The following is a 26,364-nucleotide window of genomic DNA, read 5'->3' on the forward strand; positions in this document are numbered from 1 at the left end:
GCCTGCCAATGCTAAGTAGAACTGCCTCGGATTTATATTGGATGTCGCGGTACCTGGAGCGCGCCGAAAACCTCGCGCGGATGCTCGACGTCAGCTATTCGCTGTCGCTGATGCCACAGGACGGACGCGGGGATGGCCTCAATGAAATCGCCATGCCACTGCTGATCACCGGAACCCTGGACGATTATCTGGAGCGCCACGGCGACCTGCACGCCGAGCGCTTGCTGCACTTTTTCGCGCTGGACGCCGAAAACCCTGCCAGCATCTTCAGCTGCCTGGGCGCGGCGCGGGCGAGTGCCCATGCGGTGCGTGGGCGGATTACGGCGGACATGTGGGAAAACATTAACGCCACTTACCTGGAAATTCGCGGCATCGCCGAACAGGGGTTGAGTCGCTACGGCATGAGCCGTTTCTGCGAGTGGGTCAAGGAGCGGTCGCACCTGTTCCGCGGCGCCACCTACGGCACCATCATGCGCAACGACGCGTTCCGTTTCATTCGTCTGGGCACGTTCATCGAACGCGCCGACAACACCCTGCGCATGCTCGATGCGCGCTATGAAATGCTCGAATTGCGCGGCCCGTCCGCCAACGCGGCGGCAGACAGTTCCGCCGCCGGCTATTACCAATGGAGTGCGCTGTTGCGCGCATTGTCTTCATTCGAGGCGTACACGGAAGTCTATCGCGATGCACCGGGTGCCCGTCAGGTCGCCGAATTGCTGCTGTTGCGTGCGGACATCCCGCGCTCATTGCGTGCGTGCCTGGAGGAGCTGGACATCATTCTCGCCAGTCTGCCCGGGGCCAATGGCCGTCCGGCTCAGCGTCTGGCCGCCGAGCTGGACGCTCGCCTGCGCTACACCGGCATCGACGAGATTCTCGATGAAGGCTTGCATGAGTGGTTGAACGAATTCATTCCACTTCTGGCCCAACTGGGTAGCGTCATTCACACTTCTTACCTGGAGGCTGCATGAGACTCTCAATTAGCCACGAGACCACTTATCACTACGACGATCAGGTCCGCGCCAGCATCCAGTATTTGCGTCTGACCCCCCACGACAGCGAGCGCCAGCAGGTGCTGAGCTGGCAGTTGGCATTGCCGCGCCCGGTGCGTGCGCAGATCGACCCCTTCGGCAACATTCTCCACGTGCTGACCCTGGACGAACCCCACGAAGCCATCGTCATCGGTGCGCGTGGACAGGTCGAGATCGACGAGAAGCGCGAGTCGGAACATGAGAGCCAGTCATCGCTGCCGTTCCTGCGCTTCACCCGCCTGACCGAGGCCGACGAAGCCATTCGCGCCTTTGCCGCTGCGCAGACCAAAAAGCGCACCGACCGCACCGCATTGATCGATATGATGCACGCGCTCAACGAGCACATCACCTACACGCCGGGCGCGACGGCGGTGGATACCAGCGCCGCCCAGGCGTTCGCCAACCGTGCGGGTGTTTGTCAGGATCACACCCACGCCTTTCTGGCCTGCGCCCGCAGTCTGGGGGTGCCGGCGCGCTATGTGTCGGGTTATCTCTACAGTGACAGCAGCGAACACCTGTCCAGCCACGCGTGGGCAGAAGCGTGGATTGACGACGCCTGGTACAGCTTCGATGTGACCAATCAGTTGGCGATTCCGGAGCGGCATCTAAAGCTGGCGGTCGGCCTGGATTATCTGGACGCCTGCCCGGTGCGTGGCATGCGCCGTGGGGGTGGTTGCGAGCAGATGCATGCCAAGGTGGTGGTGTCGCCTTCAGCGCCGATAGCAGTGCCGGCGGCGAAAAAGCCTGTCCCGGCGCCGATGATTCAGGTGCAACGCCAAGGCTGATCAGCCCGCAGCGGCTGAGCACTCAGCTCGGCCGACTTCCCAGAGTCTGCGCGCTACTCAGTGCGCCAGACACTCTCGCTCTTATCCCACCTGATCCGCTGATCCCAGACAATATGCGTCAGCACAGTCGAGATGCGACGACGGGATACCCGCACCGCTCACAGGTTGCCTGGAGGACACAGGCAACCTGGCCATTCCCTCGTGTGAGTCAGCGCTTGCAGAATGCAGCATGCTCAGCCAAACAGCCGCGTCATGTTCGGCAAGATCAGCAGCAGCGTGGTGGCGAAAACAATGAGTCCGGCCTGACGTATTTTCGAGCGCTTGAACTTGAACATGGTGGATGCCTTTTCTTGTTATTCCTGAGCGACAGAAACCCATAGGCGTTGGCCGCGACCAAAGCGTGGGTTGGCAAAGGTGAGGCAAAAGAGCAGGTGCCCCGACCAGCAGGTCGCGGGCGGCAGGCGCTGGTGAAACGATTTTGTTGTGGCGCCACTGCTACTGACTAAACCTTAGAGCCCGCGTGCTGTGCGGTTTAGATCATTGGGGATTATCCAATTGACCTCTTATAACTTCAGGATGATTGGCCAATAGCCATCGCTCAGATATTCCCTTGCTAGACACCTGCGACCCAAAGTGGCCACGCTCATTAGGTCGCTACCGTTCGTCCGAGTCCGAAACTTCCCACAACCAGCTAACCTGTCACTCGATCCGGCGAAACAATGCGCTCTGTGATATCGCTTGTGGTAGACAGTGCTCCCATGACAGTTCGACTGTCAGTCGGACCTATAAAAAGACAGTTCATCGGGTTAGCGAGGACAGGATGACCGAAGCGTTTATTTACGATGCCTTGCGCACGCCGCGGGGCAGGGGCAAGCCGGACGGCGCGTTGTACAGCGTCAAACCGGTGGATCTGGTAGCCGAGCTGTTGAAAGAGCTCCAAGTGCGCAATCACCTCGACACCCACCACGTCGATGACATCGTCCTGGGTTGCGTCACGCCCATCGGCGATCAAGGTGCTGATATCGCCAAAACCGCAGCGCTGGTCGCCAATTGGGCTGTGAGTGTTGCCGGGGTTCAGGTCAACCGGTTCTGCGCATCGGGGCTTGAGGCGGTGAATATGGGGGCGATGAAAATACGCTCCGGGTTCGAGGATCTGGTGGTGGTCGGCGGCGTGGAGTCGATGTCCCGGGTCCCCATGGGCAGTGACGGCGGCGCCTGGGTGCTGGACCCGCACACCCATCTGCACACCCACTTCACACCCCAGGGGATTGGCGCCGATCTGATCGCCACCCTTGAAGGCTTCAGCCGCGACGACGTGGATCGGTTCGCCGCGCAATCCCAGCACAAGGCCGCGCTGGCCCGGGATCGGGGCGCGTTTCGCCGTTCGCTGGTGCCGGTCAAGGACCAGAACGGCATGCTCTTGCTCGACCATGACGAGTTCATCCGCCCCGACACGACGCCGGAAGGGCTGGGCAAACTGCGCCCGAGTTTCGAGGCGATCGGCAAAATGGGCTATGACGCCACCGCGCTGCGGGTCTACAGCCATGTCGAACGCATTGAGCACGTGCACACGCCGGGCAACAGCTCCGGGATCGTCGATGGCGCCGCCTTGATGCTGCTCGGCACCGCGCAAAAAGGTCAGGCGCTGGGGCTGCGGCCTCGGGCACGCATCGTGGTGACGGCGGTGACCAGCACCGATCCGACCATCATGCTCACGGGCCCTGCGCCCGCCACGCGCAAAGCCCTGACGCGGGCGGGGCTGACCATCGATGACATCGACCTGTTCGAGGTCAACGAGGCCTTCGCCTCGGTGGTGCTCAAGTTCATCAAGGACATGGGCGTCGACCCCGACAAAGTCAACGTCAACGGCGGCTCCATTGCCCTCGGCCATCCACTGGGGGCCACGGGCTGCATCATTCTCGGCACGCTGCTCGACGAGCTGGAAGCCCGGCAGTTGCGTTACGGCCTGGCGACCCTGTGCGTCGGCGGTGGAATGGGCATCGCGACGATCATCGAGCGGGTATGAACGTGGAGTACGCCAAGCCCTTCGCCGACCGCCTTTATCCGATAACAGTTTCAGGAAGAAAGACCGCATGAGCGATGCCATCCGCTACGAAAACGGCCCGGATCAGATTGTCACCCTGACCCTCGACATGCCCGGCCAGCAGGCCAACACCATGAACGCGGCGTATCGCCAGGCCATGGCCGAGACGCTCGAGCGCCTTCAGGCGGACAAAGAGGTCATCGCCGGTGTGATCATCCGCTCGGCGAAGAAGACCTTCTTTGCCGGTGGCGACCTCAACGAGCTGAGTCAGGTCGACGCCGCCCGCGCCGCCGCCTTCTACCAGATGACCATGGACCTCAAGGCCCAGCTTCGTGCGCTGGAAACATTCGGTAAGCCGGTGGTGGCGGCCATCGAGGGTTCGGCACTGGGCGGTGGCCTGGAGCTGTGCCTGGCCTGTCACCATCGCATCGCAACCAGCGGCGGGCACGTGAAACTGGGCCTGCCGGAAGTCACCCTCGGTTTGCTCCCGGGCGGCGGCGGCACCGTGCGGCTGGTGCGCATGTTGGGCCTGGAGAAAGCGCTGCCGTTGCTGATGGAAGGCCGGACCATGGGCGTTGAGCACGCGTTGAAAACGGGTGTGATCGATCAGTTGGCCGGCGACGGCGATGACCTCATGACCAAGGCGCGTGAGTGGATTCTGGCCAATCCGGCCCCGATCAAAGCCTGGGATCAACCGGGGTTTCAATTGCCCGGCGGCACGCCTGCGCACCCGAAGGTGGCGCAAATGCTGGCCATCGCGCCGTCGATTTTGCGCAGCAAAACCTGGGGTTGCTACCCGGCGCCGGAGAAGATCCTGGCCGCGGCTGTGGAAGGCGCCCAGGTGGATTTCCATACGGCAGAGAAAATCGAGGCGCGTTACTTCACCGAACTCGCCACCGGCCCCGTCGCCAAGAACATGATCGGCAGCTGGTTTCAGCTCAACCGGGTCAAGGCCGCAGAGGCGCGGCCCAAGGCGCCACCGGTGTTCAACATGCGCAAGGTCGGCATCCTCGGGGCAGGCTTGATGGGCGGCGGGATTGCTTATGTCACGGCGGTGGCAGGCGTCAGCGTGATTCTTAAGGACGTGAATCTGGCGGCAGCGCAGAAGGGCAAGGATTACTCGGCGCGACGGCTGAACAAGCAGCTTGCCAGCGGCCGCATCACCGAGGCTCAGCGCGACGCCGTACTGGGCCGGATCAAGCCGACGGGCCGCGACAGCGATCTCGAAGGCTGCGACCTGATCATCGAAGCGGTCTTCGAGAATCGCGAGCTGAAGGCGCAGGTCAGCGCCGCCGCCGAGCAAGTGGTGGTGCCCAATGCGGTGATTGCGTCCAACACCTCGACGCTGCCGATCACGGGCCTCGCCAGCGCCATCAGTCGGCAGGAGCGCTTCATCGGCCTGCATTTTTTCAGTCCGGTGGAGAAGATGCGCCTGGTGGAAATCATCAAGGGCGCGCGCACCAACGACATGACCCTGGCGCGGGCCTTCGACTTCGTTCAGCAGATCGGCAAGACTGCGATTCTGGTCAACGACACACGTGGCTTCTTCACCTCACGGGTATTCGCCACCTACGCCGACGAAGGCATTGCCATGCTCGGCGAGGGCGTCAGTGCGCCGATGATCGAGACCGAGGCGCGCAAGGCCGGGATGCCTGTGGGGCCGCTGGCGGTGTCCGATGAAGTGTCGCTGAGGCTGATGAGTCAGATTCGCCAGCAGATGCGCAAGGACCTGGCCGAGCAGGGCGCTGAGCTTGCCGGGCATCCGGCCGACGCGGTGATCGAGCAGCTGTTGCATGAATTCGATCGCGCAGGGAAAACCTCCGGCGGCGGCTTTTACGACTATCCCGACGCCGCGCCCAAGCACTTGTGGCCCGAGTTGAAAATCCGCTTCGAGAAGCCCGAGGCCCAGATCAGTGGTCAGGATATTCGCGACCGCTTGCTGTTCATTCAAGCCCTCGAAACCGTGCGCTGCCTGGAAGAGGGTGTGCTGCGCTCTACGGCGGACGCCAACGTCGGTTCGATGCTTGGCATCGGCTTCCCGGCCTGGACTGGCGGGGCGCTGCAGTTCGTCAATCAATACGGACTGAAACCGTTCATTAACCGCGCCCGCGCCCTGGCCGAACGCTACGGCGAACGCTTTCAGCCGCCTGCGTTGCTGCTGGAGAAAGCGGAGGAGGGGACGCTGTTCCAGTAACAACTCCTCGTTGTGGCGTATGAAGGGCTGATTCCATTAAAAGAAGTACAGCGTGGGTTCAGCTGACGACGGCCCAACGCCTTAACTGGGCCTTGCCTTGCCCTGGCCTTCAAGGCAGGCTTGGGCCCACGCATTTTCGCTTTGTCGCTTCAGGGATTTTTATGTCGTTACGCATCTGCATTCTGGAAACCGACGTACTTCGCCCGGAACTGGTCGATCAATACCAGGGTTACGGGCGGATGTTCGAGAAGCTCTTCGCCCGCCAGCCGGTGCCTGCGGAATTTGTCGTCTACAACGTCATGCAGGGCGATTACCCGCCGGATGACGAGCAGTTCGACGCGTATCTGATCACCGGCTCCAAGGCCGATTCCTTTGGCACCGATCCGTGGATCGAAACCCTCAAGACGTATCTGCTCGAACGCTACAAGCGCGGCGACAAATTGCTCGGCGTGTGTTTCGGCCATCAGTTGCTGGCGCTGCTGCTGGGCGGCAAGACCGAGCGCGCCTCCCAGGGCTGGGGCGTCGGCATTCATCACTACAACCTCTCACCGACCCAACCCTGGATGACGCCGGCGCTGGACAAGCTCACGCTGCTGATCAGCCATCAGGATCAGGTCACGGCGTTGCCTGAGGGCGCATCGGTCATTGCCACCAGCGAGTTCTGCCCGTTCGCTGCGTATCACATCAACGATCAGGTGCTGTGCTTCCAGGGTCATCCGGAATTCATCCACGACTACTCGCGCACGCTGCTCGACATCCGTCAGGACGCGTTGGGCGAGCAGGTGTACGGCAAGGGCATTGCGAGCCTTGAAGAAGACCATCACGGCACGGCAGTGGCTGAATGGATGATGCGGTTTGTGGCGAACAAGCGGCCGGTGAGCTGAGCGCGCGGTTGGCCGGGTGAGATGGTCATTGTAGGACCGCCTTCATTCTGTACGGCAGGCTTCAGCCGGGAACGCGTCAGTCGTCACACTGCAAGATTGATGTTGCTCACACCGGCCACTTCCCGGCTAAAGCCGGTCCCACTAAAGTACGCGGTGTTTTTGTAGACAGCCTTCAGCCAGGAAAAGACCAGCGTCTGCCACCAGATCTCACTGTTCGCCGCCGATCGGTGTAGGAGCGCGCTTGCCCGCGAAGAGGCCGGTACATCCGACGCATAATGGTCGTCCGTGACTACGCATTCGCGGGCAAGCGCGCTCCTACAGATCTGCAGTACGTCAATTGCTGTGCGGTGTTACACCCGACGTCTTCCAGGCTAAAGCCGGTCCCACTAAAGTACGCGGTGTTTCTGTAGACAGGCTTCAGCCAGGAAAAGACCAGCGTCTGCCACCAGATCTCACTGTTTGCCGCCGATCGGTGTAGGAGCGCGCTTGCCCGCGAATAGGCCGGTACATCCGACGCGTAAGGGTCGTCCGTGCATACGCGTTCGCCAGCAAGCCGGCTCCTACAGGCCGTGTATGACTCGAAGCAGGAGAATGTTCAAAGCCACCCCGACCGCTTGAAGCTTGCGAACAGAACCCCGCACCCGCCGACGATGACACCCAACACCATGTAGTACCCGTAGTGCCAGGTCAGCTCGGGCATGTTCTGGAAATTCATCCCGTAGATCCCGGCGATAGCGGTAGGGAAAGCCAGAATCGCGGCCCAGGCGGCAAATTTGCGCTGGGTCAGACTCTGCCGCGAAGATTCCAGCAGCAGGCTGATTTCGATGGTCTGGCTGGCGATGTCGCGCAGGTTGGAAAGGTCTTCCATCTGCCGTTTGACGTGGATCTCCACGTCACGGAAGTACGGGCGCATGTTCTTGTCGATGAAGGGGAAGCTGAGCTTCTGCAGTTCCTCGCCGATCTCGACCATGGGGGCTACGTAGCGGCGCAGGCGCAGCAGGTCCCGACGCAGGGCATGAATGCGGTGGATGTCGGATTCGTTGAGGTCCTTGCGCAGCACGTTGTGCTCAAGCTCTTCGAGCTCGCAGTGAATCGATTCGGTAACCGGCTGGTAATTCTCCGTGACGAAATCGAGCAGCGCATAGAGCACGAAATCTTCACCGTGCTCCAGCAGCAACGGCCGGGCCTCACAGCGCTGACGCACCACCCCGTAGGACTTCGAATCGCCGTTGCGCGAGGTGATGATGTAGCCCTTGCCGGCGAAGATGTGGGTCTCGATGAAGATCAGCTTGCCGTTCTCGCGGATCGGCGCGTAAGTCACGATGAACAGTGCGTCACCGAAGGTCTCCAGCTTCGGCCGGCTGTGGACTTCCAGTGCGTCTTCGATGGCCAGCTCGTGCAGATTGAACTGCCGCTGCAGGGTGGTCAGTTGTTCGAGGTCTGGCTGCTCAAGGCCGATCCAGACGAAATGCCCGGGTTTCGCCGCCCAGGCCGCGCCCTCGTCGAGGGAAATGTTGGTGACTTTCTTTCCGGCACTGTAAACGGCAGCGGCAACCACTCGACCCATAATGTCTGCTTCTTCTTTTAGGGAGAACTGACGCGCAGCTTAGCGCGCTCCCTGATCAGAGTCGGCGGATTTAAACGAGTTCGCAGGTTTTTTCAGTGCCGTTCAGCGTCTGTTTGGATGGCGGTGGCGGACCCGCGGACGTGCGCGTCCATGCTGGCGATGCAGGTCTGCATCTGGCCGTGGCACAGCGCGATGAGTTGCGGGATGTCTTCGCTGTTCAGGTTCGCGGTCGGGATAGCGGGCAGCGTGCGGATGATCACCTCGCCACTGTTCCATCGATTCAAATCCATGCTGCGCACGTAGGTGCTTACGCAGACGGGCACAATGGGCACACCGGCCTCGATCGCCATCTGAAACGCGCCGCGCTTGAACGGCAGCAGTTCTTCGCCCTTGTTGCGCGTGCCTTCGGGGAACACCCAGATGGACGTGTCCTTGTGCTGCAGGGTGTCTGTGGTCTGGAGAATGGCGCGACGCGCCCGCTGCGGGTTGCCGCGATCAATCAGCACGTTGCCCGCCAGCCAGAACAGCTGGCCGAAGAACGGCACCCACTTGAGACTTTTTTTGCCGATGCAGACCGTGCGCGGCGGCACGATGTTGCCGAGGACAAACAGGTCGTAGTTGGACTGATGGTTACAGATGATCACGCAAGGCCTGGCCTGCTCGAACTGCGGGCTGAGCTGCGCATTCAGGCGCAGTCCGAGAATCCCCATGGCGGGGAGGGCGTAGAGGCGCGCGCACAGGCGGCTGTTGTCAGGGTTGAACGGGCGGCACAGGCCAAGCAAAAGCCCCAGGGCGCCAGCGACGAGAAAGTGCAGGCCCATCAACAACATACGCAGAACGAACAGCATGAAAACCCACTCGGCAGGCGAAAAGCCGCGCAGTGTACGGATGTGCACTGAAATCGGCAATCGCCCACGGGCCGGGCGGAAGAACAGGAATTTAACGGGATGTTTCAGGGTAAACGCGCCGCAAGCCATGCAGCGCGTGGTCGGTGATCCCTCACAGCGGGATCTGACGATCCAGCTCGATGGCCCGGTCGAGGGTCTCGAGGAATTCCTTGCGTACTTTCAACTTGGTCTGCTTGTGAGCGCGCATGTTGATCTTTTTCATCTGCAGCGCCACCGTGCGCGCGGCCTCGACGAGTTCTTCCGGGGCGACGACCTTGTCGAAGAACCCGGCTTGCAGGGCGCCCTTGGGGTCGAACATCTCGCCGCAGATCACCGAGCGACCGAAGGCACTTTTGCGCAGACGGTCACGGGCCAGTTCGATGCCGGCGTGGTGCATGGTCATGCCGATTTGCACCTCGTTCAGACCGATGCTGAACGGGCCTTCGACGCCGATACGGTAATCTGCCGACAACAGCAGGAAGGCGCCTTTCGCGACGGCATGACCGCCGCACGCGACCACGATGGGGAACGGGAAAGAGAGCATCCGCCGCGCCAGTGTGGAGCCTTCGGCGACCAAGGCCATGGCGGCTTCCGGCGACGAGGTCATGATTTTCAGATCGTACCCGCCCGAGAGAATGCCCGGCTGACCGGTAATGATCACCACGGCGCGGTCCTGCTCGGCGCGGTCCAGTGCGGCATTGAACGCGGCGACCACGTCGTTGCTGATGGCGTTGACCTTGCCGTTGGCCAGGGTCAGCGTCGCAACGCCGTCATCCAGTTGATAGGCGACCAAATCACTCATGGAGCGAGTCCTTTTTGTTTTGAAGTGGCGCAGACGTTACCCACCCGGCAGGGCAAGGTAAAGCGCAAAGGATGACTGGCAAGTCAGGGGTCGGGTCGCCCACGCTGGCGACCCTGAGAGGGCGCGGTGCGGTTAAACCTCGACTTCGTTCAGTTCGCAGTACTCTTCCCAGTCCATGTCCAGTGCCTCGGCCGCTTCCTTGTGCGCAGCAAGACGCAACTCCTTCAGTTGCTCGGGGGTTTCGGCAATAAAGGTCAGCGCCAGCTCCCAGGTCGGGATGCCCTGGGCTTCGGCTTCGTCTTCGAAGGCCCAGAGGGTCTGCTGTTGCTGTTCTTTCGGGCTCAAATCCTGGATTTCAGCCTGCAACATCGGATTGGTCTCGATGTACTTCGCCAGGGCAGCTTCGGTCCAGTCGTTTGCGTTCATGCGGGGGTGATCTCCTGTGGGTCGAGCTGACGTGTTGCTGTGGGTGGGATGCTGCTGGGGAAATGAGGCAAGCGGCGATTGTGCGTGATGTAAATCACCGGCGCCAGCGGCACACGGCCCGTCGGTCGGGGTAGCCTCGGGCTCAAGCCGCTGAATGAAGAGCGCCGCAGTGGACAGATAAAAAGGGCCCGCTGTGCAGCGAGCCCTCGGTCAACGGCGTCGGAATATCAACCGATTGCCATCGGCTTCTTCACATTGCGATGCGCGTTATCGCCCAACAAAGGGTGCGGACCGTGGGCGCCATACACGCCAATCGGTTCCGGAAAGGTGCGCAGCAGGGTGATGTACAGCAGCGCCGCCAGGCCCAGGGCGATCGGCAGGCTGATGTCGATACCGCCCGCCAGATTCCCCAGTGGACCGACAAACTGCCCCGGCAAGTTGACGAAGCACAGGCCCACCGCCGCGCTCGGAAGCCACGCGCCCAGGCCGCGCCAGTTCCACCCATGCTCGAACCAATAGTGACCACCGCTCTGGCCACGGGTGAACACTTGCAAGTCCGCCGGGTGATAGAAGCCGCGGCGAACGATCAGGCCCAGCACCATGATGACGATCCACGGCGAGGTGCATGTCACGATCAGCACCGCGAAAGTCGAGACGCTTTGCACCAGATTGAAGGCGAAACGGCCGATGAAGATGAAGGCAATCGCAGCGATGCCGATCAGAATCGTCGCCTGGGCGCGATTGAGCAGGCGCGGAAACATGCTCGACATGTCCAGCCCGGTGCCGTAGAGCGACGTCGTGCCGGTCGACATCCCGCCGATGATCGCGATCAGGCACACCGGCAGAAAGAACCAACTGGGCGAGACTGCCAGCAGGCCGCCGACGTAGTTGTTGTCCGTGATGTATTGCGGCGCCTGGGTGGCGACGATGGTCGCTGTGCAGAGTCCGAACAGAAACGGAATCAGCGTGCAGATCTGCGCCAGAAACACCGACGCCATGATGCGTTTTTTCGATGTCTGGCGTGGGATGTAGCGCGACCAGTCACCGAGAAAGGCGCCGAACGACACCGGATTGCTCATTGCCAGAAGCGCAGCGCCGATGAACGCCGCCCAGAAGCCCTCGCTGCCACGACTGACCGTGCCGGCGAAGCCCGCATCGAAGCTGCCGCCGAAGGCAAAGAGGCCCAGCAGGAACAGCAGGCTTGAAGCGAACACCGCGATCTTGTTGACCCACAGCATGAAGCGGAAACCGTAGATGCACACCACCAACACCAGCACGGCGAAAACACCGTAGGCCAGCGCCAGGGTGATGTCGTTTTCCGGCAGGCCGACCATGCGTTTGGCCCCGCCGATCAAGGCGTCGCCCGAGCTCCAGACCGACAGTGAGAAGAACGCCACCGCCGTGAGCAGCGACAGAAACGAGCCAACGATGCGCCCGTGAACGCCAAAGTGCGCGCCGGACGATACCGCGTTGTTGGTGCCGTTGAGGGCGCCGAACAGACCCATCGGCGCAAGGATGATCGACCCGAGCACGACACCCAGCAGGATGGCCCAGACGCCGGCCTGGAACGACAGGCCGAACAGCACTGGAAAGCTGCCCAACACTGCCGTGGCGAAAGTGTTTGCGCCGCCGAAGGTCAGACGAAACAGGTCGAGGGGCGCAGCGTCGCGCTGATGATCGGGGATCTGTTCGACCCCGAAGGTTTCGATCGTGGTGGTGGGGTGAGGCATGGGATGTTCCTGCGCGCTGTCGTGTTTTTATAAGGCCGGCGCACAAGCGCAGGCCCGTTATCTCGACCGGTGAATCCGATCGTGGCATTGGCAGTGGTCGGCATTGCGACCCTGAATCAGGTAAAGCAGTGGGTTGTGAGTGCGGCAGCCTCTAAGGGCCACTCGCCATTGATGGCGCGCGTCCGCGCTAGCCTGTTTTCACCGACAGGTGTTCGTGGCAGGCCAGCCAGCGCGCGCCATATTGCCGAAAGACGATGGTTTCGCGTTCGCTGAAATGGCTTTCTTCATCGCCGAAGCGGACGTGGGTGTCGACGTCGTGCATGAAAATTGCGACATCGCCCTGCAGGCTGATGTGCGCGTTGCGCGATTGACAACCGAGAACCGCAAAGCCGTCGGCCTGCCAGCCAGCCCACACATCGCGGTAAGCGGCGCGGGACAGCAGGGGCGCAGGCAGGGTGTGAAAAAGGAAAGTGGCGTCTTCGGCGAATGCGGCGAAGTAGGCATCCGTGTCGTTGCTGGCGAATGCGTCGATGAGCGTTTGTGCAGCGTGTTGAACGGCATCGTGGCGGGTGTCGGTGGAGGTCATGGCCGGCTCGTTTTTGTGATTCTGGCGATGGGGCCTGACTTTAAGCAGCTCTCACGGGGCGTCACATCGGCGCGGGTAAAAACTTAGTTCAGAAAATTGAGAAGTATTCCTGAGCTGCAAGCCTTGAGCAGCGAGCAGCGAGCAGCGGTGCGTGGTCAGTTTCCTGCGGATTTCATCAGGCCGCTCTTGACGGGCTGACGAACACGGCCGCCGGAGGGGTCGAAGCAGGCGCTGTCGTAACGAGGGGCAACGCACGTCGAGGGGAGGCCGGGGGGAGGCGGGCGAATGCTTTGCAGGCGATCAGCGATCTCCCGCTCGTTGGTGATGATCAGCTTCCTGCGTCGGCTGACTTGCAGAATATCCGTGGCGTTCTTGTTCAAGCGATAGGGGAAATCGGTTTCTTCCCACTCGCTGGAAAGCCGGGACGGAGGCGGTCGCTGCACCGTGGATTCGCCAACGTACGTTGGGCATGGGCTTTGGGCGAAACTGATGGCGCCGTTGGCGGCGACGCACTTGTAGACGTCGCCGTTTGCCACATTGCACAAGAGCAACATAATGACCGCTGAGGGCAGCGCTGGAAATCTGATCATCGAAACCTCCCTGGATGGCGCAAGGCTACCATCTGATAGGTTCGGCTGTCAGTGACGCTGATCGGGATCAGTGGGTTTCGTGGGCGGCTTTCTGGACTTTCGCCAGCGCGAGTGCCGCGAACATGTCGGCGTCGCCTTGCAACACCTTCAGGTGATCTTCGACATGATCGGCGCTCGAGCGCGGCTCTTCGGGATTCACCAGTCGGGTCACTTCGCACAACGCGTTCGCCGTGATCCACAGACTCTGTCGCAATTGGCTGATGATTTTCACCATGCTTTCCGAGCTGTCGAGGTCCGCTGCAGTGCCCGTGTCCTGACTCGTCTGCATCGTCGAAAAAGTGGGCATTTCAGGGCGGGCCGAGGCATCTACCCCGGTCACGACGCGGGTAATGTCCACGCCGGCGGCGGCGATCTTGAACAGATAATCCGCCCTGGGCAATCGCTGCCCGCTTTCGTAATGCCCTTGGGCGTTGGCTTCAACACCCCCAATCGCGCCCATTGCGCTTTGTGTCAATTTCAGACGTTTTCTTTCTTGGCGCAAACGTTTACCGATGCCATTCATCTACCTTCTCCTGCGAATTCGCACCCTGCATGTGTCTCTCGCGGGTGCGCAATGGGGGCCGGAATACGGACTGTTTTTTTGGTGTAGCGCTAGCCGTGTACAGGAATTGGAGTCATTCACAGTACGACGGGTAGACCTTAGCTGCTCAGACACCCAAATGGAGATTTTTCCGACGCCTTGCGTGGAAAAATAAACGCGGGGCGATTCTAGTTATTCCGGTGGGTTGGGTCACGTGGTCGTTTGCAGGGTGGGAGGGCGCGGGGCAGGGGGTGCGCGGCTTAAACATACCGGCGAGCAAAGGCTCGCGGACCCTATGCGGACCGGCCGTCCCGGCCACCCTCTGAATGAGCAGTGTTTAACCGGCGATAGCGTGGCCTCAGAACGACTGGCTATCTCCTACAAACAGCGTCTGCTGGTCTGTCAGGATCGGGCCTTTCAAAACAAGTCAGGCTCACACACAATTTGTCACGCCCTGGACACTTGCTGCCAAGGTGCCCCCGCGACGCGCGACGCCCAGGATTGCGAGCTCGAAACACCTTCTCGGCGACCACCCATTCTTTGCAGACGCTGTTTGAACTCACGAAGGGGCTGGTACGTTCGGACGATTCACCGTTCCATCAGATCAAGCAGAGATGTTTGAGCTGTCGCTTAACCGCAAGGACATATTAAGGAATGAAGAGTCACCATCCAACGGTTTCAAGCCCCCGCGCTGTCTACAAGTTTCTCTTCTGGGCTTTACTGAGCGTGTTGCTTGTTTACTACCTGCTCGAACATGTCTTGGGCGGCATCGCCGATGCAGGTGAACTGGTGCTCAAACATCAGCTAAAGCGCGGCGCATGGGTGTACGTCACCTACTATGGCGCACCTGCAACCGACCTGGACACCTTGCGGTTTTATCTCAGCAGCCCGATCGCGGGCTCTGACGAGGAAATACTCAAGGAACTGAACACGCGGAATTCATTCATGATCACCGACAGCGCCCTTGAGGACGTGGTGGTCCGTGATACGGCTAACGGCGTCGGTATCACTGTGAGGGGCTCGGTCTATCGATACTTCAGCAAACAGTACACACCGACTGACGGGCTTCAGTCTTATCGGGTCAGTTTGAACCAGCTAGATGAGGGTGACTGAGGAGTGGGGCAGTTGGCGGCAACCGGATGAGTTGCCACTCTGCCAGCCGACTCGGCCCGTGCAGACGCGGTGTGGTAAACACCCCAGAAACAAAAATCCCCGCACGCCATAAGCGTTGCGGGGATCTTTTTAATGTGGCGGTGAAGGAGAGATTCGAACTCTCGATACAATTTCTTGTATACACACTTTCCAGGCGTGCTCCTTAAGCCACTCGGACACTTCACCGTATCTCTTCAGACGTTCAGTCTGTCGAGGCGCGCTAATGTAGTCGAAAGCTTTGGCGAAGGCAAAACTTTTTTTCAGAATTTTCATGCGCTTAAGCAAAAAGCGCGAAGCCCCCGACTCGTCATTGAGGTCCGGGGCTTCGCGTCGAGGGCGAGGGCGCTGAGATCAGGCGCCGAAGCCGCCGTCGATGGTCAGGCTGGCGCCGGTGACGTAGCCCGCTTCGGGGCCGGCAAGGTAGGCGACCATGGCGGCGATTTCTTCGGATTTGCCGTAGCGCGGAATAGCCATCAGGCCCATCAGTGTTTCGGCGAAGTCGCTGTCGGCCGGGTTCATGTCGGTGTCGACCGGGCCGGGCTGGACGTTGTTGATGGTGATGCCGCGCGGGCCGAGGTCACGGGCCAGGCCTTTGGTCAGGCCGACCAGCGCCGACTTGCTCATGGCGTAGACGCCGCCACCGGCGAAGGGCATGCGGTCGGCGTTGGTGCTGCCAATGTTGATGATGCGACCGCCTTCTTTCATGTGTCTCGCGGCTTCCTGGCTGGCGATGAACACGCTGCGTACGTTGATGGCCAGGGTTCGGTCGAAGTCTTCGAGGGTGAATTCGTCGAGCGGCGCGATGGCCAGGACGCCGGCGTTGTTGACGAGAATATCGAGGCCGCCGAACGCCTTCACCGTCTTGGCGACGGCGTCGCGAATGTCTTCGGCGTTGGCGCTGTCGGCCTTGATGGCCAGGGCTTTGCCGCCGGCTGCGGTGATGCTGTCTTGCAGTTCTTGCGCTTTGGCTTGCGAGCTGACGAAGGTGAAGGCCACTGCTGCGCCTTGTTCGACCAGCCGTTTGACGATCGCAGCGCCGATGCCGCGAGAGCCGCCTTGTACCAAGGCTGTTTTGCCGATCAGATTGGTGGGATGGGTCATGTCGATCTCCGATGAATGTGAGGAGTGGGTTGATGGACACGAGTATCTGCCGAGGATTACCCGTCCGGTAGCCGGTAATCGAGATAGTCTGTGTAAACCGGAAGTTGTGAGTGGGCGCGATGGAAAACTTCAGCAGCATAGAATGCTTCGTGCGCAGTGCCGAGGTCGGCAGCTTTGCCGAGGCGGCACGCCGCTTGAGCCTGACGCCTGCCGCCGTGGGCAAGAGCGTCGCCAAACTTGAGGCGAAGCTGGGGGTAAGACTGTTTCAACGCAGCACGCGCAAGTTGACGCTGACAGAAGCCGGCCAGCGTTTCCTCGGCGAGGTCAGTGCCAGCCTCAATACCATTCAGAACGCTGTCGCCAACCTGGCCAGTGCCGAAGGCAGTCCCGCCGGCACCTTGAAAGTCAGCGTTGGCACCATGTTCGGCTGTCTGTATGTGGTGCCGCTGCTGGCCGATTTCCTGCAACGCTATCCGGCCATCACCCCCGACTGGCACTTCGATAACCGGCAGGTGGACCTGATCGGGCAGGGCTTCGACGCGGCCATCGGCGGCGGCTTCGATCTGCCCCAGGGCGTCGTCGCGCGCAAACTCGCGCCTGCCCACCGCGTGCTGGTGGCGTCGCCCCAGTGGCTGCAAGCCCACGAAGGGATCATGCATCCGGACGACTTGCACGAGTGCGACGGCATTCTGATCCGTTCCCCGCAAACCGGGCGTATCCGTTCCTGGCCATTGAGCCATCGCAGTCATGAGCAAAGCCCGTTGCGCATGAAGGTGCGCATGACCCTGAGTGATTCCGAGGCTGCCTGCCGCGCGGCGAGTCAGGGTTTGGGGGTTGCGCTGGTGAGCATGCCGTTTGCCCTGCCGTACCTGCGCAGCGGTGCGCTGCAGCGGGTGCTGCCCGAGTGGTATGTCGAGGACGGCAACATTTCCATCTATTACAGTGGGCACAAACTACTGCCGGGCAAGACTCGCGCGTTCGTCGACTTCATCATCGAACAGTTCGCCGAGCAGCAATGGGCGCGGCATTTCAGCGCCATTTGAGCTGCGCAATCCCCTGTAGGAGCGCGCTTGCCCGCGAAGAGGCCGTCTCAGCAGACACTGAAGTTTTTGACACGATGCAATAGCGAGCAAGTTCACTGCACCAAGGTCTTGATAGGAACACACATGCACATCCAACCGAAAGCCGCGCTGGTCCTCATCGACATGCAGCAGGGGATCAACCACCCAAAGCTGGGCCGGCGCAACAACCCTGACGCCGAGCAGCGGATGCTGGAACTGTTGAGCGCCTGGCGCGACAGCGGGCGGACGGTGATTCACGTGCGGCATTTCTCCCGCTCACCGGACTCGGTGTTCTGGCCGCAGCAGTCCGGTGTCGAGTTTCAACCGGCGTTTATGCCGTGGGATGACGAAGGCGAGCTGCACAAACAGGTGCCCGACGCGTTCTGCCATTCGGCGCTGGAAGGTTGGCTGCGGGCGGACGGGATCAATCAGGTGGTGATCGTCGGCGTGGTGACCAACAATTCCGTGGAGTCGACCGCGCGCACTGGCGGAAACCTCGGCTTCGAGGTCATCGTGCCCCATGACGCCTGCTTCACCTTCGACGGCGCGGACTTCTTCGGACAGCCACGCAGTGCCGAAGACATTCACGCGATGTCGCTGGCCAACCTGCACGGTGAGTACGCGCAGGTGGTGGCGACCGAGGCTATTGTGCGCGCTTGTGCAACGTGAACGTTTTCAAAGGCGAAAGCGCGCCATCTGCGCCCCAAGGTGCTCGGCCTGTTCCGACAGCTTCAGGCAATCTTCCCGACAGGCTTTGACATCGCTGACCGTTGACTGCGCCAGGTCGGCAATGCCTTGCACGTTGCGGTTGATCTCTTCTGTCACGGTGCTCTGTTCCTCGGTGGCGGCGGCGACCTGCTGGTTGCGATCGGTGAGTTCTTCGACATGGCCGGCGATGGCATCCAGCGAATTGCCGGTGCGACGGCTGGCTTCGACCCCGGTGCCCGTCGCGGCTTGTCCGGCGCGCATCGAGGTGACTGCCTGATCGGCGCCGCTCTTGAGCTCGCCCATCATTTGCTGGATCTCCGAGGTGGCGCTCTGTGTACGGCCAGCCAGGGTGCGAACTTCATCGGCGACCACCGCGAAGCCCCGGCCCATCTCGCCGGCACGGGCCGCTTCGATGGCCGCATTCAGCGCCAGCAGGTTGGTCTGCTCGGAGATGCTGCGAATCACGCTGAGCACCTGATCGATGGTGGAAATCTGCGTCGCCAGGGTCTCGACCGCGCCGGCCGCTGTGCCGACACCGTCGGACATGCTCTGAATATGCCCGAGGGATTCCCCTACCACCTTTTTCGCGGACACCGCTTCCTGTTGGGTACTACGCGAGACGTCGGCAGCGGCGCCCGCATTTCGCGCGATTTCCTGCACAGTCAGGCCCATTTCATGAACAGCGGTGGCGACCATGTCAGTCATCTGCTGTTGCTGCATCGCACGGGTTGACGTGCTGTCGACCACCCGGGTGACATCCATCACGCTGTGGCGTAATTGCTCGCTGGTCTTGAGCGCATCGCCGATCAGCAAACGCAGGCTTTCGATGAATCGATTGAAGCCACGGGCCAGATCGCCCAGCTCGTTCGCACGGCTGTCATCCAGACGTCGGGTCAGGTCGCCCTGGCCGCCGCCGATGTCTACCAGTGCCGTCGTCACCTGCTGGATCGGACGGACAATGCCGCGCGCAATCCAGGCGACGAAGCCGAGGAAGCACAACACCACCGCCAGACTGATCGCCGAAATGGTCCTCAACGCATCCTTGGCCGGGCCATACACTTCGGCCAGTGGCACCTCGCTCACCAGCGTCCAGCCCAGCGAGGCGACGGGTTTGGCGACCGCCACGTACGCCTCGCCATTGCGTTCGAACTCAAGCGCCTGACCGTTTCCGTTGCCTGCCAGCAGGTTGCGCGCTGCAGCATCGCCCACCAATTGGGTGAGGGATTGGCGATCGTTCAGCTCGGCGTTCGGGTGGACCTTGACCTGGCCGTCCTGGCTGACCAGATACACCTGGCCGTGCTCGCCAAAGTGAAAGTCTCGGACCATCTGCGACAGCGCGCTCATGCTGAAACCCAATCCGGCCACGCCGACCACGGTGCCGTTGTGCTCGATGCGCTGGTTAATAAACAGCGTAGGCACCTTGGTCGTGGCATCGATATCGATGTCCAGCGAGCGCTGCTTGTTGCTGTCGAGAAATCCATAGAACCAGCCGTTCTCCGCCGGGCCGCGCTGGAGGGTGCGGTCGGCGCCTTTGTTGGTGATGTAGTGGCCGGTGTCCTTGGCGACGATGAAGGTCGTCAGCGCGTTGTGCTGTTGCTGCACCTTCGCCAGATAACGAATGAATGCAGGCTGCTGGGCGGCATCCTCGCCGTTGCCCAGCCATTCGGAAACCAGCGTGTTGTCACCGATGTCGCTGGCTGCCGTCAGGGGCGCCGCCAGTAACCGTTCGAGATCGTTGCGGATCGCGTCGACGCTGGCTGGCATCGCCTGCTGCAACAGGTAGCGGTCGGTCAGTTTGTTCAGCGCGAACGCGTAGATGGCGATCACGATCAGGCTGCTGATCACCAACGCGGCCCCCATGCTCAATGTCAGCTGCCACTGAATACTCTTTCGCCAGACAGGCATAGAAAACTCCGCAAAACCAAAGCGCACAACCAGAACGGAACAGTGCTGATGGCTTGCCCGGAGCAATTACCGGGCCACGGAGCTGATCAAGTGGTCAACTTGCTTTGGCGGCTGGCCTTGCGCCACATGGGGCCTGTTTGTGAGGACGGGATGAATGATCCCAAGGAGGTGGTGCCGGCAGTTGTGTACAAAAAGTGAGTCTTTTTGGAACAAATGTTTTGCCGGTGCGCAGAAAAGTGGCGACCCCTCGTCACTGGGGTGAGGCCTGCGCCAGTTGCTCGACGCGCAGTGCCGAGCCGTCACGCCCGGCGCGGCGCATCATTCGGGGGTGGCTCGCCTCAGGCGTGCTGCACACCCGCGCGCTTGAGCAGTTTTTTGCAGCGTTCCGACAGATGCACCACGCGCAGGTGTTTCCCCGCCTTGTGATACCGCTCGCGCAAGGTTTTCAGCGCGGCGATCGCCGAATAATCCACGAAGATCAGATGTCGGCAATCCAGCGTGACCTGCTGCGGATCGTTGAGGTGATCGAACTGATCGAGGAACGGCGTGGTGGAGGCGAAGAACAGCGTGCCGTGCAGGTGATACATCTTGCTGCCGTCGGGCTCGATATGGCTGTCGGCGTACAGCTCGCGGGCCTGTTGCCAGGCGAAGTTCAGCGCCGCGATGAGGATGCCGAACAGCACCGCTGTGGCCAGGTCGGTGAGGACGGTGACGATGGTCACGGCGATGATCGCGAAGACGTCATTCAGCGGCACTTTGCGCAGCACGCGCAGGGAGGCCCAGGCGAAGGTCTGCTGGGCGACCACGAACATCACGCCGACCAGCGCCGCCAGCGGAATGCGCTCGATGAGGGGCGACAGGAACAGCACGAACATCAGGATCATCACCCCGGCGACGATGCCAGACAGACGACCGCGGCCGCCGGAACTCAAGTTGATCACGGTCTGGCCGATCATTGCGCAGCCGCCCATGCCGCCGCACAGGCCGGAAGCCAGGTTGGCGACGCCGAGGGCGACGCACTCGCGGTCGGGGTAGCCGCGGCTTTCGGTGATTTCATCGGTGAGGTTCAGGGTCAGCAGGGTTTCCAGCAGACCGACCAGCGCCATCAGGATGGCGTAGGGCGCGATGATGCGCAGGGTCTCCAGATTCCACGGCACGTCCGGCAGCGACAGGCTTGGCAGACCGCCGGCGATGTGCGCCATGTCGCCGAGGGTGCGCGTCGGCAGGTCGAACAGGTACACCAGCAGGCCGACGCCGAGGATGGCGACCAGCGCCGGCGGCACCGAGCGGGTCAGGCGCGGCAGCAGATACACCACCGCCATGGTCATGGCCACCAGGCCGATCATCAGGTACAGCGGCGTACCACTGAGCCAGCTTTCGCCGCTTTTGAAATGCTCCAGCTGCGCCATGGCGATGACGATTGCGAGGCCGTTGACGAACCCGAGCATGACCGGATACGGCACCATCCGCACCAGTTTGCCCAGGCGCAGCAGTCCGAACGCGATCATCACCAACCCGCCCAGCAACACCGTCGCCAGCAGGTATTGCACGCCGTGCTGCACTACCAGCGCCACGATGACCACCGCCATCGAACCCGCCGCACCGGAGACCATGCCGGGACGGCCGCCGAACAGCGCGGTCAGCGTGCAGATGATAAACGCCCCGTACAGGCCCATCAGCGGATTGAGGTGCGCGACAAGCGCGAAGGCGATGCACTCGGGCACCAGGGCGAAAGAGGTGGTGAGTCCGGCGAGGACATCGGCGCGAAGACGTGCGGGTTTCATTGAGTACCTAGCGGGCGGCGTGCAAAAGATGCGGATGTTACGGAATGTGAACGCAGACGACCAGTCGGAGGAATGCCGCATCCTGACGCGCTTCACTCATTCTTCAGGTGTCCTGTCACCGCCGATTGTGTAACGATGTTTGACTCAAACAGCTCGCCGATTCGCGTCACCAAGGCTCGGCACGTCATGAAGGACAGAACACGGATGCTCGCTGCGCTCAGACACTACCCGGCTTCAGTCAATCTCCTGCTTTCGTCGTCGCTTTTTCTGACGCTGGGCAGGGCAATAACCCTGCCGTACCTCGTGATTTACCTGTCTTCGAATTTCGTCTTGAGCATGAGCGACATCGGCATGGTCGTCGGCGGTGCGCTGATTGTCGGCTCGTTGCTGAGCCTGTACGGCGGCTACCTGACCGACAAACTGTCCAGCTATCGATTGATTCTGTGCTTCACCGGGTTCTTCGTCGCCGGCTTCATCGGCATGTGCGTGACCAGCAAGCTGTGGCTGTTTTTCCTGTTTCTGGTGTCGTTCAATTTCGCGTATTCGGTCATCGATATCGTGGTCAAGGCGGCGTTTGGCAAGCTCTTGCCGGTGGCCGATCAGAGCAAAGTGTTTTCGGTGCGTTACACACTCATCAACATCGGCTATGCCGTCGGCCCCTTCATTGGCGCGGGGCTGGCCCACTGGAACATGAAGTTGCCTTTTGTGATGTCGGCGGCGCTGGGCCTGGGCTTCTTGCTGGTCTACGCGATGTACGGAGATCGCAAGTTGAGTTCGGCGGACCCGGCCAATGCACCGATTTCCTTTATTGCCGTCGGGCGCATCCTGCTCAAGGACTACCGACTGGTGTGCTTCACCGTCGGCGGCGTGCTCAGCGCGGTGGTGTTCGGACAATTCACCGCGTACCTGTCGCAATACCTGGTCACCACCAGCTCGCCGGAATTCACCTATCAGGTGATCAGCTCGGTGGTTGCGGTGAATGCCGCCGTGGTGATCTGCTTGCAGTACCTGGTCGGCAAACGCATCAGCCATCAGTACCTGAATCAGTGGCTCACGGCAGGTTTCAGCCTGTTCCTGATGGGCGTGGTCGGGTTTGCCATGTCGACCACGGTGCTGCACTGGTCGCTGGCGGTGGCGGTATTCACCTTGGGCGAGATCATCGTGTTCCCGGCCGAATACATGTTCATCGACCGCATCGCGCCGACCCATTTGCGCGGCATGTATTACGGTGCGCAGAACCTCTCCAATCTCGGCGGCGCGCTGGGGCCGGTGTTGTGCGGCTTCGCACTGGCGACCGAGTCGGCGCATTTCATGTTTTACATGCTGGCGGCGTTCATCATTGCGGGCGGCTGTTTCTATCTGTTGGGCGCCTCGTATTCCAGACGCCACGACCAAAACTCCGCTGCGCAGTGAAGCGTTTCGATGACCGTTCTGTCTCCGCTTGAGGCCTGGCAGCAGGCCGTTGATGTCCAGGGTTTTCAGCCGGACGAGGCCCAGCGCAATGCCGCGCTGCACCTGCAGGCGTGCTGGCAGGCGCTGAACGACGGCAAGCGCGGCGGCGCGGTCAAGGGCGTTTATCTGTGGGGGCCGGTGGGGCGCGGCAAGACCTGGCTCATGGACCGCTTTTACGACAGCCTGCAGGTTCCGGCCCGGCGCCAGCATTTTCATCACTTCATGCGATGGGTGCATCAGCGCCTGTTCCAGCTGACCGGTGTGGCCAAACCGCTGCAGGTGCTGGCCCGGGAGCTTGCCCAGGACGTGCGCGTGCTGTGCTTCGACGAGTTGTTCGTCAACGACATCGGTGACGCGGTGATTCTCGGCGGCCTGTTGCGCGCGATGTTCGACGAGGGCGTGGTGCTGGTCTGCACCTCCAATCAATTGCCCGAACAACTGTACGCCACGGGTCATAACCGCGAGCGTTTCGTGCCCGCGATCACGGCGATCAACCACTTCATGGAGGTGGTCTCGGTCGACGGCGGCGAGGACCACCGGCTGCATCCCGGTCAGGCGCAGCAGCGCTATTGGGTAAAAGCGCAGACGGGGCCGAGCGCGCTGGTGGAAGTGTTCGAGGCGTTGAGCAGCGGGGAGTCGGTCTCGATTCAGCCGGTGCCGCTGGGTCGTCGCCATGTGCCGGTGGTGCGCAGCAGTCGCACGGTGATCTGGTGCCGCTATGCCGACCTGTGCGAGCAACCGCTCGCGGCGATGGATTTCATCGAGCTGTGCGATCGCTACAAAGCGGTCTTGTTGAGTGAGGTGCCGGCGCTGAGCGCACCCCAGCGCGAGGGGCGCATCGCCCGCGGTACCGAGGATGGCGTTGAACAGGTCACGGCGGGGGACCGCGAGCTGCCGCAGCTCTCGCCTTACGACGACGGCGTGCGGCGCTTCATCGCGCTGGTCGACGAGTGCTACGACCGCAAGGTCCCGCTGTACATCGAAGCGGCGATGCCGATGGCCGAGCTGTACACCGAAGGCTATCTGGCGTTCGCGTTTCGACGCACCCTGAGCCGGTTGCAGGAGATGCAGCTGGCGCGGTTCGGTCATTAACGCTGCCCACGAGCAGTCTTCAATTCACACGCTGTTGCGTCGTCGCTGGGCCAACACATGCTTGGCGCCTTCTCCCACCAGCACCATGACCGCCAGCCAGATGGGCAGGTAGGTCATCCATTCATCGCGGCCGATGGATTCACCCAGCAGCAGGGCGACGCCGACCAGCAGCACCGGCTCGACGTAGCTCAGCAGGCCGAACACGCTGAACGCCAGCAGGCGGCTGGCGCGGATGTAGCTGACCAGCGCCGACGCACTGATCGCCCCCAACACCGGGATCAGCACATAAAACCGTGGGAACTGTTCCACCACCGAGGGGTTGCCCTGGCAGATGAACAACACCGCGACGGGCAGGATCAGCAGCATGTCCCACCACAGACCGCCGAGGTTGTCGGTCTTGAGCTTGCGCCGCAGCACGAAGTACAGCGGATACCCCAGGCAGACCAGCAGGGTTTCCCAGGAAAAACTGCCCAGACGTACCAGCTCGTTGCCGACCCCGACCAGCGCGCAGCACGCGGCAATTTTCTGCAGGTGCGACAGGTGCTCGCCGTACACCACGCGTCCGGTGAGGATCATGGTCAGCGGCAGCAGAAAATACCCCAGCGACACCTCCAGACTGCGGCCGTGCAGCGGCGCCCACATGAACAGCCACAATTGCGCGCCCATCAACGTCGCCGACAGTGCCATGGCCGCCAGCAGGGCAGGCGTCTGACGCACCCGGACGGCGAGGGCGCGGGCGAGTTTCCAGTCTCCAGTGGAGAGCATGAACAGCGTCACGCAGGGCAGCGTCAGCAGCATGCGCCAACCGAAGATTTCTTCACCGCTCAATGGCGTAAGCAATGAGGTGTAGTAGTACATGACCGCGAACAGGCAGGAGGCCATGACCGATAACGCAACGCCCTTGTACACAGGGGCTCCTTGTTTTCGATGCATCAGGATTGGGGGCAGGAATGCTTTTATCGGCGGGCTCGTTCGCACGCTTTGATGGCACTTTTTGAGGCGCTTCTTGAGGCATAGCGCACTGCAACGGCGCAGAGTTTATCCGAGGTCGTGCAGTCGGTCCGCAGCAATCTGGTAAACCGCAGGTGAGCTGGCAGTAAACGATGCACGTTTGGCAGAGAACGAGACCGCGTGCCGATTGAGCCATTGGGTCTCGTCGCCCAGACTTCTCTTCAACGCGCCACACCGGTGCGGCCGCTGGAGAGATTTCCCATGAGTCAATCAATCGCCGGTATCAAGATCCCCGACAGCGCGCTGGCCCGCGCCACCACCGAGTACATCCGCGATCAGCAAGATGACCTGCTGTTCAATCATTCGCGTCGGGTGTTTTTGTGGGGCGCGCTGACGGGCGAGCGCAAGGGGCTGGCCTACGACGCCGAGCAGCTTTACGTTGGTGCGATGTTTCATGATTTGGGTCTGGTGGAGCAGCATCGCAGCGCGGACCTGCGTTTCGAGGTGGATTCGGCCAACGCGGCGCGGGCGTTCATGCAGCCGTTTGGGTTGTCCGAGGGGGATATGGAGCAGGTCTGGTTGTCGATTGCGCTGCACACGACGCCGGGCGTGCCTGAGCATTTGCGGCCGAATGTGGCGCTGGTGACGGCGGGTGTCGAGATGGATGTGCTGGGCATTCATTACGCACAGTTCAGTGATGAGCAGCGTGAGGTGGTGACCCATGCTCACCCGCGCGGTGAGGGGTTCAAGGAATGCATTCTGTGTGCGTTTGCCAATGGGTTTAGGCATAAACCGGATACGACGTTTGGTACGGTGAATGCGGATGTGTTGGTGGATGAGGATCCTTCTTTCAAGCCGCTGAGTTTTGTGGAGATTATTCGGCAGTCGGCTTGGAAGGGGTGATCTGGATCAACGTCCTTAAGATCAAGGGCGTCTGCCTGGGGGCAGACCTTTCGCCTCCGGCGAGTTACTTGGAAAAGCACCCCAAGTAACCAAGGGTGCTTGCTCCTGGTTGGGCTCCTCCTTCGTCGGAGTACCTTCACTCCGGTCTCGCT

At 61.4% G+C, this 26,364-nt stretch carries 23 protein-coding genes, 1 tRNA gene and 1 pseudogene; 11 read left to right on the forward strand and 14 right to left on the reverse strand.

What is annotated here, in order from left to right:
- Window positions 1-8: 8 nt before the first annotated feature.
- The 5 genes from ACQKEN_RS18470 (at window position 9) to ACQKEN_RS18490 (ending at window position 6,935) form a co-directional block, all read left to right on the forward strand.
- Complete coding sequence (locus ACQKEN_RS18470; RefSeq protein WP_065989404.1) at window positions 9-968, forward strand: alpha-E domain-containing protein; 960 nt, start codon at window positions 9-11, stop codon at window positions 966-968.
- A complete protein-coding gene (locus ACQKEN_RS18475) occupies window positions 965-1,813 on the forward strand; it encodes a transglutaminase family protein (protein ID WP_427687698.1) in 849 nt (282 codons plus the stop codon). The genes ACQKEN_RS18470 and ACQKEN_RS18475 overlap by 4 nt, the downstream gene beginning before the upstream one ends.
- 820 nt (window positions 1,814-2,633) lie before the next feature.
- Entirely contained in the window at window positions 2,634-3,839 is a 1,206-nt protein-coding gene (locus ACQKEN_RS18480) for an acetyl-CoA C-acetyltransferase (protein ID WP_427687700.1), read from the forward strand.
- Between the two features lie 67 nt (window positions 3,840-3,906).
- Entirely contained in the window at window positions 3,907-6,051 is a 2,145-nt protein-coding gene (locus tag ACQKEN_RS18485; protein WP_427687702.1) for a 3-hydroxyacyl-CoA dehydrogenase NAD-binding domain-containing protein, read from the forward strand.
- A 161-nt stretch (window positions 6,052-6,212) separates the two neighbouring features.
- The gene (locus tag ACQKEN_RS18490; RefSeq protein ID WP_427687704.1) at window positions 6,213-6,935 is read left to right on the forward strand and encodes an amidotransferase; all 723 of its coding nucleotides are present in this window, start codon (window positions 6,213-6,215) and stop codon (window positions 6,933-6,935) included.
- Between the two features lie 595 nt (window positions 6,936-7,530).
- On the opposite strand, the gene ACQKEN_RS18495 is transcribed toward ACQKEN_RS18490, so the two are convergent.
- The 8 genes from ACQKEN_RS18495 to ACQKEN_RS18530 all read right to left on the reverse strand — a co-directional run bounded on the left by ACQKEN_RS18495 (window position 7,531) and on the right by ACQKEN_RS18530 (window position 14,085).
- Window positions 7,531-8,502: a magnesium and cobalt transport protein CorA gene (locus ACQKEN_RS18495; RefSeq protein WP_427687705.1), complete on the reverse strand. Its 972-nt coding sequence runs from the start codon at window positions 8,500-8,502 to the stop codon at window positions 7,531-7,533.
- Window positions 8,503-8,594: 92 nt separating this feature from the next.
- Window positions 8,595-9,350: a lysophospholipid acyltransferase family protein gene (locus tag ACQKEN_RS18500; RefSeq protein ID WP_427687707.1), complete on the reverse strand. Its 756-nt coding sequence runs from the start codon at window positions 9,348-9,350 to the stop codon at window positions 8,595-8,597.
- 151 nt (window positions 9,351-9,501) lie between these two features.
- The gene (locus ACQKEN_RS18505; RefSeq protein WP_427687709.1) at window positions 9,502-10,191 is read right to left on the reverse strand and encodes a crotonase/enoyl-CoA hydratase family protein; all 690 of its coding nucleotides are present in this window, start codon (window positions 10,189-10,191) and stop codon (window positions 9,502-9,504) included.
- A 132-nt stretch (window positions 10,192-10,323) separates the two neighbouring features.
- The gene (locus tag ACQKEN_RS18510) at window positions 10,324-10,617 is read right to left on the reverse strand and encodes a DUF6388 family protein (protein WP_133776608.1); all 294 of its coding nucleotides are present in this window, start codon (window positions 10,615-10,617) and stop codon (window positions 10,324-10,326) included.
- A 227-nt stretch (window positions 10,618-10,844) separates the two neighbouring features.
- Window positions 10,845-12,347, reverse strand: a complete 1,503-nt coding sequence (locus tag ACQKEN_RS18515) for a purine-cytosine permease family protein (RefSeq protein WP_427687711.1) — start codon at window positions 12,345-12,347, stop codon at window positions 10,845-10,847.
- A gap of 187 nt (window positions 12,348-12,534) precedes the next feature.
- Window positions 12,535-12,933 carry a YybH family protein gene (locus tag ACQKEN_RS18520; RefSeq protein ID WP_427687713.1) on the reverse strand — a complete coding sequence of 133 codons (399 nt, stop codon included), beginning with the start codon at window positions 12,931-12,933 and terminating at the stop codon, window positions 12,535-12,537.
- A 155-nt stretch (window positions 12,934-13,088) separates the two neighbouring features.
- Window positions 13,089-13,523 carry a DUF4124 domain-containing protein gene (locus ACQKEN_RS18525; RefSeq protein ID WP_427687715.1) on the reverse strand — a complete coding sequence of 145 codons (435 nt, stop codon included), beginning with the start codon at window positions 13,521-13,523 and terminating at the stop codon, window positions 13,089-13,091.
- Between the two features lie 67 nt (window positions 13,524-13,590).
- Window positions 13,591-14,085, reverse strand: coding sequence for a helix-turn-helix domain-containing protein (locus ACQKEN_RS18530; protein ID WP_427687717.1), 495 nt, complete (start codon window positions 14,083-14,085; stop codon window positions 13,591-13,593).
- A 672-nt stretch (window positions 14,086-14,757) separates the two neighbouring features.
- On the opposite strand from ACQKEN_RS18530, the gene ACQKEN_RS18535 reads away from it, so the two are divergent.
- Complete coding sequence (locus ACQKEN_RS18535) at window positions 14,758-15,216, forward strand: hypothetical protein (RefSeq protein ID WP_427687719.1); 459 nt, start codon at window positions 14,758-14,760, stop codon at window positions 15,214-15,216.
- A gap of 135 nt (window positions 15,217-15,351) precedes the next feature.
- Here the strand turns inward: ACQKEN_RS18535 and ACQKEN_RS18540 are convergent.
- Window positions 15,352-15,441: transfer RNA gene (locus ACQKEN_RS18540), tRNA-Ser, on the reverse strand.
- A gap of 165 nt (window positions 15,442-15,606) precedes the next feature.
- Complete coding sequence (locus ACQKEN_RS18545) at window positions 15,607-16,356, reverse strand: 3-oxoacyl-ACP reductase family protein (protein ID WP_427687721.1); 750 nt, start codon at window positions 16,354-16,356, stop codon at window positions 15,607-15,609.
- A gap of 119 nt (window positions 16,357-16,475) precedes the next feature.
- Here ACQKEN_RS18545 and ACQKEN_RS18550 point away from each other — a divergent pair, with 119 nt between their 5' ends.
- Window positions 16,476-17,399, forward strand: coding sequence for a LysR family transcriptional regulator (locus tag ACQKEN_RS18550; RefSeq protein ID WP_427687735.1), 924 nt, complete (start codon window positions 16,476-16,478; stop codon window positions 17,397-17,399).
- A gap of 123 nt (window positions 17,400-17,522) precedes the next feature.
- A complete protein-coding gene (locus tag ACQKEN_RS18555) occupies window positions 17,523-18,086 on the forward strand; it encodes a cysteine hydrolase family protein (RefSeq protein ID WP_427687723.1) in 564 nt (187 codons plus the stop codon).
- Between the two features lie 6 nt (window positions 18,087-18,092).
- Here ACQKEN_RS18555 and ACQKEN_RS18560 read toward each other — a convergent pair whose 3' ends face one another.
- The 3 genes and pseudogenes from ACQKEN_RS18560 to ACQKEN_RS18570 all read right to left on the reverse strand — a co-directional run bounded on the left by ACQKEN_RS18560 (window position 18,093) and on the right by ACQKEN_RS18570 (window position 21,814).
- Window positions 18,093-18,887, reverse strand: coding sequence for a methyl-accepting chemotaxis protein (locus ACQKEN_RS18560; RefSeq protein WP_427687737.1), 795 nt, complete (start codon window positions 18,885-18,887; stop codon window positions 18,093-18,095).
- Window positions 18,888-18,950: 63 nt separating this feature from the next.
- A pseudogene (locus ACQKEN_RS18565) lies at window positions 18,951-20,030 on the reverse strand (sensor histidine kinase); the annotation flags it as partial.
- A 338-nt stretch (window positions 20,031-20,368) separates the two neighbouring features.
- Window positions 20,369-21,814 carry a SulP family inorganic anion transporter gene (locus ACQKEN_RS18570; protein ID WP_427687725.1) on the reverse strand — a complete coding sequence of 482 codons (1,446 nt, stop codon included), beginning with the start codon at window positions 21,812-21,814 and terminating at the stop codon, window positions 20,369-20,371.
- A gap of 204 nt (window positions 21,815-22,018) precedes the next feature.
- Here ACQKEN_RS18570 and ACQKEN_RS18575 point away from each other — a divergent pair, with 204 nt between their 5' ends.
- On the forward strand, window positions 22,019-23,227 hold the full coding sequence (locus ACQKEN_RS18575) for an MFS transporter (protein ID WP_427687739.1): 1,209 nt from the start codon (window positions 22,019-22,021) through the stop codon (window positions 23,225-23,227).
- Between the two features lie 9 nt (window positions 23,228-23,236).
- Complete coding sequence (gene zapE / locus ACQKEN_RS18580; RefSeq protein WP_427687727.1) at window positions 23,237-24,358, forward strand: cell division protein ZapE; 1,122 nt, start codon at window positions 23,237-23,239, stop codon at window positions 24,356-24,358.
- 24 nt (window positions 24,359-24,382) lie between these two features.
- Here zapE and rarD read toward each other — a convergent pair whose 3' ends face one another.
- On the reverse strand, window positions 24,383-25,267 hold the full coding sequence (gene rarD, locus ACQKEN_RS18585; protein ID WP_427687729.1) for an EamA family transporter RarD: 885 nt from the start codon (window positions 25,265-25,267) through the stop codon (window positions 24,383-24,385).
- A 303-nt stretch (window positions 25,268-25,570) separates the two neighbouring features.
- Here rarD and ACQKEN_RS18590 point away from each other — a divergent pair, with 303 nt between their 5' ends.
- Window positions 25,571-26,212, forward strand: coding sequence for an HD domain-containing protein (locus ACQKEN_RS18590; protein ID WP_427687741.1), 642 nt, complete (start codon window positions 25,571-25,573; stop codon window positions 26,210-26,212).
- Window positions 26,213-26,364 lie beyond the last annotated feature (152 nt).

Origin of the sequence: Pseudomonas sp. NPDC078416, assembly GCF_050268485.1 — a bacterium.
Classification (GTDB): Bacteria; Pseudomonadota; Gammaproteobacteria; order Pseudomonadales; family Pseudomonadaceae; genus Aquipseudomonas.

Excerpts from the sequence above, each read along its gene's own strand:
- ACQKEN_RS18475 (WP_427687698.1), top strand. The coding sequence starts at position 965 with ATGAGACTCTCAATTAGCCACGAGACCACTTATCACTACGACGATCAG.
- ACQKEN_RS18520 (WP_427687713.1), bottom strand. The coding sequence starts at position 12,933 with ATGACCTCCACCGACACCCGCCACGATGCCGTTCAACACGCTGCACAA.
- ACQKEN_RS18495 (WP_427687705.1), bottom strand. The coding sequence starts at position 8,502 with ATGGGTCGAGTGGTTGCCGCTGCCGTTTACAGTGCCGGAAAGAAAGTC.
- ACQKEN_RS18515 (WP_427687711.1), bottom strand. The coding sequence starts at position 12,347 with ATGCCTCACCCCACCACCACGATCGAAACCTTCGGGGTCGAACAGATC.
- ACQKEN_RS18570 (WP_427687725.1), bottom strand. The coding sequence starts at position 21,814 with ATGAAACCCGCACGTCTTCGCGCCGATGTCCTCGCCGGACTCACCACC.
- ACQKEN_RS18555 (WP_427687723.1), top strand. The coding sequence starts at position 17,523 with ATGCACATCCAACCGAAAGCCGCGCTGGTCCTCATCGACATGCAGCAG.
- ACQKEN_RS18500 (WP_427687707.1), bottom strand. The coding sequence starts at position 9,350 with ATGCTGTTCGTTCTGCGTATGTTGTTGATGGGCCTGCACTTTCTCGTC.
- ACQKEN_RS18545 (WP_427687721.1), bottom strand. The coding sequence starts at position 16,356 with ATGACCCATCCCACCAATCTGATCGGCAAAACAGCCTTGGTACAAGGC.
- ACQKEN_RS18480 (WP_427687700.1), top strand. The coding sequence starts at position 2,634 with ATGACCGAAGCGTTTATTTACGATGCCTTGCGCACGCCGCGGGGCAGG.
- ACQKEN_RS18470 (WP_065989404.1), top strand. The coding sequence starts at position 9 with ATGCTAAGTAGAACTGCCTCGGATTTATATTGGATGTCGCGGTACCTG.
- ACQKEN_RS18590 (WP_427687741.1), top strand. The coding sequence starts at position 25,571 with ATGAGTCAATCAATCGCCGGTATCAAGATCCCCGACAGCGCGCTGGCC.
- ACQKEN_RS18550 (WP_427687735.1), top strand. The coding sequence starts at position 16,476 with ATGGAAAACTTCAGCAGCATAGAATGCTTCGTGCGCAGTGCCGAGGTC.
- ACQKEN_RS18485 (WP_427687702.1), top strand. The coding sequence starts at position 3,907 with ATGAGCGATGCCATCCGCTACGAAAACGGCCCGGATCAGATTGTCACC.
- ACQKEN_RS18530 (WP_427687717.1), bottom strand. The coding sequence starts at position 14,085 with ATGAATGGCATCGGTAAACGTTTGCGCCAAGAAAGAAAACGTCTGAAA.
- ACQKEN_RS18490 (WP_427687704.1), top strand. The coding sequence starts at position 6,213 with ATGTCGTTACGCATCTGCATTCTGGAAACCGACGTACTTCGCCCGGAA.
- ACQKEN_RS18575 (WP_427687739.1), top strand. The coding sequence starts at position 22,019 with ATGCTCGCTGCGCTCAGACACTACCCGGCTTCAGTCAATCTCCTGCTT.
- zapE (WP_427687727.1), top strand. The coding sequence starts at position 23,237 with ATGACCGTTCTGTCTCCGCTTGAGGCCTGGCAGCAGGCCGTTGATGTC.
- ACQKEN_RS18505 (WP_427687709.1), bottom strand. The coding sequence starts at position 10,191 with ATGAGTGATTTGGTCGCCTATCAACTGGATGACGGCGTTGCGACGCTG.
- ACQKEN_RS18535 (WP_427687719.1), top strand. The coding sequence starts at position 14,758 with ATGAAGAGTCACCATCCAACGGTTTCAAGCCCCCGCGCTGTCTACAAG.
- ACQKEN_RS18560 (WP_427687737.1), bottom strand. The coding sequence starts at position 18,887 with ATGGATGTCACCCGGGTGGTCGACAGCACGTCAACCCGTGCGATGCAG.
- ACQKEN_RS18525 (WP_427687715.1), bottom strand. The coding sequence starts at position 13,523 with ATGATCAGATTTCCAGCGCTGCCCTCAGCGGTCATTATGTTGCTCTTG.
- ACQKEN_RS18510 (WP_133776608.1), bottom strand. The coding sequence starts at position 10,617 with ATGAACGCAAACGACTGGACCGAAGCTGCCCTGGCGAAGTACATCGAG.